We start from the raw sequence: 5,024 nt of genomic DNA, 5'->3' as shown, positions 1-5,024 counted from the left end.
GACCGCTACGGCGTGGTGTTCCGCCCGTCGCCGCGCCAGTCCGACGTGATGATCGTGGCGGGCACCCTGGTCAACAAGATGGCCCCGGCGCTGCGCAAGGTCTACGACCAGATGCCCGACCCGAAGTGGGTCATCTCGATGGGCAGCTGCGCCAACGGCGGCGGTTACTACCATTACTCGTACTCCGTCGTGCGCGGTTGCGACCGCATCGTGCCGGTCGACGTGTACGTGCCGGGTTGCCCGCCGACGGCCGAGGCGCTGGTCTACGGCATCCTGCAGTTGCAGAAGAAGATCCGCCGCGGCACCAACTTCGGCGACAACAAGCAGGGCGTGCGCTGACATGGTCGAGAGTGCACAAGCCTTCGCCGATCGTCTGGTCGCACGCTTCGCCGATGCGATGGTTACCGTCGCCGAACCGCGGGGTGAGGTGACCCTCGACGTCGCGGCCCCGCAGTGGCTGGCCACCGCCATTGCGCTGCGCGACGAATTCGGCTTCGAGCAGCTGGTCGACCTCACTGGCGTGGATTACCTGAGCTACGGCAGCGACGAGTGGGACACCGACGTGTCCTCCGAGGGTTTCTCGCGCGGCGTCGAAGGCAAGAGCGCTGGCCGCTTCGTGTGGGGCGAGCAGCCCAACGGTGCCGCTGCCGCGCCCGAACGCCGCTTCGCCGCGGTCGCACACTTGCTGTCGTTGCAGCACAACCGTCGCGTGCGCCTGCGCACCTTCGCCGACAACGATGACCTGCCGGTCGTCGATTCGCTGACTTCGGTGTGGCCTGGTTCCAACTGGTTCGAGCGCGAAGCGTTCGACCTGTACGGCATCGTGTTCGAAGGCCATCCGGACCTGCGCCGCATCCTGACCGACTACGGTTTCGTCGGCCATCCGTTCCGCAAGGACTTCCCGCTGATCGGCAACGTCGAAGTCCGTTACGACGCCGACCGCAAGCGCGTGGTGTACGAGCCGGTTTCGATCGAACCGCGCGTGCTGGTGCCGCGCGTGATCCGCGACGACGCCCGCTACGCCACCGCGCAGGGCGAGGCCGCACAGCGCGCCGAGGTGAAGAAGTGAGCGCCCAGCTTTCCAACGGAACCGTGAGCAACACGTCCGGCCTCGGCAGCGGTGCCGAGATCCGCAACTACACGCTGAACTTCGGCCCGCAGCACCCGGCCGCGCACGGCGTGCTGCGCCTCATCCTCGAGATGGACGGCGAGGTCGTGCAGCGTGCCGATCCGCACGTGGGCCTGCTCCACCGCGCCACCGAGAAGCTGGCCGAATCCAAGCCGTTCAACCAGTCGATCGGCTACATGGATCGCCTGGACTACGTGTCGATGATGTGCAACGAGCACGCCTACGTGCGCGCGATCGAGACCCTGCTGGGCATCGAGGCGCCGGAGCGTGCGCAGTACATCCGCACGATGTTCGACGAGATCACCCGCATCCTGAACCACCTGATGTGGATCGGTTCGAACGCGCTCGACCTGGGTGCGATGGCGGTGTTCCTGTACGCGTTCCGCGAGCGCGAAGAGCTGATGGACTGCTACGAAGCGGTCTCCGGCGCGCGCATGCATGCCACGTACTACCGTCCGGGTGGCGTCTACCGCGACCTGCCGGACCGCATGCCGAAGTACAAGGAATCCCCGTGGCGCAAGGGCGGCAAGCTCAAGCGCTTCAACGAGTGGCGCGAAGGCTCGCTGCTGGATTATCTGGACGCGTTCGCGGACGACTTCCCGAACCGCGTCGACGAGTACGAGACGCTGCTCACCGACAACCGCATCTGGAAGCAGCGCACCGTCGGCATCGGCGTCGTCTCGCCCGAGCAGGCGCTCGCCTGGGGCATGACCGGCGCGATGATCCGCGGCTCGGGCATCGCCTGGGACCTGCGCAAGAAGCAGCCGTACGCCAAGTACGCCGAGATGGATTTCGACATCCCGGTCGGCGTGAACGGCGACTGCTACGACCGCTACCTGGTCCGCGTCGCGGAGATGCGCCAGTCCACCCGCATCATCAAGCAGTGCGTGAAGTGGCTGAAGGCCAATCCGGGTCCGGTCATCGTCGACAACTTCAAGGTCGCTCCGCCCAAGCGCGAGGACATGAAGGACGACATGGAAGCGCTGATCCACCACTTCAAGCTCTTCTCCGAAGGCTATTGCGTGCCCGCCGGCGAGACCTACGCCGCAGTCGAGGCACCGAAGGGCGAGTTCGGCTGCTACCTGATCTCCGACGGTGCCAACAAGCCCTTCCGCGTGAAGCTGCGCGCGCCGGGCTTTGCGCACCTTTCGTCGATGGACGCCATCGTGCAGGGCCACATGCTGGCCGACGTCGTGGCGATGATCGGCACCTACGATCTCGTGTTCGGCGAGGTCGACCGCTGACCGCGGCGGCCCGTTGAGGAATCAGAACCAATGAAGGCGACCGGAAATTTCGAGGCTTGTCAGCACGTCGACCCGCTGGTCGCGTTGTCCGACAAGACCCGCGCGCACATCGACCACTGGCTGACCAAGTTCCCGGCCGACCGCCGGCGCTCGGCGGTGCTGCAGGGGCTGCACGCGGCGCAGGAGCAGAACGGCGGCTGGCTCAGCGACGAGATGATCGCCGCCGTGGCCAAATACCTGGGCATCCCGCCGGTGTGGGCCTACGAGGTCGCCAGCTTCTACTCGATGTTCGAGACGGAGAAGGTCGGCCGCCACAACGTCGCCTTCTGCACCAACATCAGCTGCTGGCTCAACGGCGCGGAGGACCTGGTCCGTCACGCCGAGCAGAAGCTGGGCTGCAAGGTGGGCGAATCCTCCAGCGACGGCCGCGTCTACCTCAAGCGCGAGGAAGAATGCCTGGCTGCGTGCTGCGGCGCGCCGGTCGTCGTCATCAACGGTCATTACCACGAGAAGCTCGACACCGCGAAGGTGGACGAGTTGCTCGACGGCCTGAAGTAAGGCGGGTCCTCCATGGCGCACGAGCATCACGACTACTCGCAGGGCTACGGTCCGGTCGGCCCGGTTCCGCAGGAGCACAACGTCGTCTACACGACGCTGCACTTCGAAACGCCCTGGTCGTACGAGAACTACCTCAAGACCGGCGGCTACAGCGCGCTGCGCAAGATCCTGACCGAGAAGATGGAGCCGTCGGCGATCGTCGACCTGGTCAAGGCATCCGGCCTGCGCGGTCGCGGCGGTGCAGGCTTCCCGACCGGCCTGAAGTGGAGCTTCATGCCCAAGGGCAGCGGCACGCAGAAGTACATCCTGTGCAACTCGGACGAGTCCGAGCCCGGCACTGCCAAGGATCGCGACATCCTGCGCTACAACCCGCACGCGGTGGTCGAGGGCATGGCGATCGCCTGCTACGCCACTGGTTCGACGGTGGCCTACAACTACCTGCGCGGCGAATTCCACCACGAGCCGTTCGAGCACTTCGAGCAGGCGCTGAAGGAAGCGTACGAGCACGGCTGGCTAGGCAAGAACGTGCTTGGCAGCGGCGTGGACATCGACATCTACGGTGCGCTCGGCGCCGGTGCCTACATCTGCGGGGAGGAAACCGCGCTGATGGAGTCGCTGGAAGGCAAGAAGGGCCAGCCGCGCTACAAGCCGCCGTTCCCGGCCAACTTCGGCCTGTTCGGCAAGCCGACCACCATCAACAACACCGAGACGTATGCCTCGGTGCCGGCGATCATCCGCAACGGTGCGGAGTGGTTCCTCAACCTGGGCAAGCCGAACAACGGCGGTCCGAAGATCTTCTCCGTGTCCGGGCACGTCGCGCGCCCGGGCAACTACGAGATCCGCCTGGGCACGCCGTTCTCCGAACTGCTGCAGATGGCCGGCGGCATGCGCAATGGCGCCAAGATCAAGGCGGTGATCCCCGGCGGTTCCTCGATGCCGGTGCTGCCGGGCGAGACCATGATGGGCCTCACCATGGACTACGACTCGATCCAGAAGGCTGGTTCCGGCCTGGGTTCGGGCGCAGTCATCGTCATGGACGAGACCACCTGCATGGTGCGCGCATGCCAGCGCATCGCGCGGTTCTACTTCAAGGAAAGCTGCGGCCAGTGCACGCCGTGCCGCGAAGGCACCGGCTGGATGTACCGCATGCTGACCCGCATCGCCGACAAGCAGGCGACGCTGGAAGACCTGCAGATGCTGCGCGCCGCTGCCGGGCAGATCGAAGGCCACACCATCTGCGCGTTCGGCGAGGCCGCCGCGTGGCCGGTGCAGGGCTTCCTTCGCCACTACTGGGATGAATTCGAGTACGCGATCGTGAACAAGCGTTTCCTGGTCGATGACCAGCGCAACGGCACCGTCGTCGAGAAGGTGGCCGCATGAGTGCGCAGCCGGTAAATCCGAACCTGCCGCCGGATCACGTCACCGTCTTCATCGATGGCGTGGAGCTGGCTGCCCCCAAGGGCTCGATGATCATCCAGGCCGCCGACAAGGCGGGCATCGCGATCCCGCGCTTCTGCTACCACGACAAGCTGGCCATCGCGGCGAACTGCCGCATGTGCCTGGTCGAGGTCGAGAAGATGCCCAAGCCGGCGCCCGCCTGCGCCACGCCGGTCATGGACGGCATGAAGGTCTCCACGCGCAGCGACAAGGCGCTGAAGTCGCAGCGCAACGTGATGGAATTCCTGCTCATCAACCATCCGCTCGACTGCCCGGTCTGCGACCAGGGCGGCGAGTGCGAGCTGCAGGACCTGTCGCTGGGCTATGGCCGTTCGGTCAGCCGCTATGCCGAGCGCAAGCGCGTGGTGGCCGACGAGGACCTGGGCCCGCTGGTCGCCACCGAGATGACGCGCTGCATCCATTGCACGCGCTGCGTCCGCGTGACCGCCGAAATTGCCGGCACCTACGAGCTTGGCGGCATGAAGCGTGGCGAGAACCTGCAGATCGGCACCTATGACGGCAAGCCGCTGACCACCGAACTGTCCGGCAACGTCATCGACGTCTGCCCGGTGGGCGCGCTGACCAACAAGGTGTTCCGCTTCCGCGCGCGCCCCTGGGAGCTGATCGCGAAGGAGTCGCTTGGCTATCACGACGCC

6 protein-coding genes are annotated in these 5,024 nt (G+C 66.0%); all 6 read left to right on the top strand.

The features are described from left to right. A partial coding sequence (nuoB, locus tag VFE83_RS18750) for an NADH-quinone oxidoreductase subunit NuoB (protein WP_324908992.1) occupies positions 1-339 on the top strand: 339 nt, incomplete at its 5' end. Position 340: 1 nt separating this feature from the next. Further along, a complete protein-coding gene (locus tag VFE83_RS18745; RefSeq protein WP_324908990.1) occupies positions 341-1,069 on the top strand; it encodes an NADH-quinone oxidoreductase subunit C in 729 nt (242 codons plus the stop codon). 23 nt (positions 1,070-1,092) lie between these two features. Next, positions 1,093-2,373 (top strand): NADH-quinone oxidoreductase subunit D, encoded by a 1,281-nt coding sequence (locus tag VFE83_RS18740; RefSeq protein ID WP_324908988.1) that lies wholly within the window; start codon positions 1,093-1,095, stop codon positions 2,371-2,373. 30 nt (positions 2,374-2,403) lie between these two features. Continuing rightward, on the top strand, positions 2,404-2,931 hold the full coding sequence (nuoE, locus tag VFE83_RS18735; protein ID WP_324908986.1) for an NADH-quinone oxidoreductase subunit NuoE: 528 nt from the start codon (positions 2,404-2,406) through the stop codon (positions 2,929-2,931). Positions 2,932-2,943: 12 nt separating this feature from the next. Then, complete coding sequence (gene nuoF, locus VFE83_RS18730; RefSeq protein ID WP_324908984.1) at positions 2,944-4,311, top strand: NADH-quinone oxidoreductase subunit NuoF; 1,368 nt, start codon at positions 2,944-2,946, stop codon at positions 4,309-4,311. Continuing rightward, positions 4,308-5,024 (top strand): 2Fe-2S iron-sulfur cluster-binding protein (locus VFE83_RS18725; RefSeq protein WP_324908982.1); only part of this gene is annotated, 717 nt, incomplete at its 3' end. The genes nuoF and VFE83_RS18725, both read left to right, overlap by 4 nt.

This window comes from Lysobacter sp. (assembly GCF_035655815.1).
Lineage (GTDB): Bacteria > Pseudomonadota > Gammaproteobacteria > Xanthomonadales > Xanthomonadaceae > Lysobacter_J.
This window is presented reverse-complemented; position numbering and strand designations above follow the sequence as displayed.

What these genes read in the sequence shown, in the direction of transcription:
- nuoF (WP_324908984.1), top strand. Translation starts at nt 2,944, where the DNA reads ATGGCGCACGAGCATCACGACTACTCGCAGGGCTACGGTCCGGTCGGC.
- nuoE (WP_324908986.1), top strand. Translation starts at nt 2,404, where the DNA reads ATGAAGGCGACCGGAAATTTCGAGGCTTGTCAGCACGTCGACCCGCTG.
- VFE83_RS18745 (WP_324908990.1), top strand. Translation starts at nt 341, where the DNA reads ATGGTCGAGAGTGCACAAGCCTTCGCCGATCGTCTGGTCGCACGCTTC.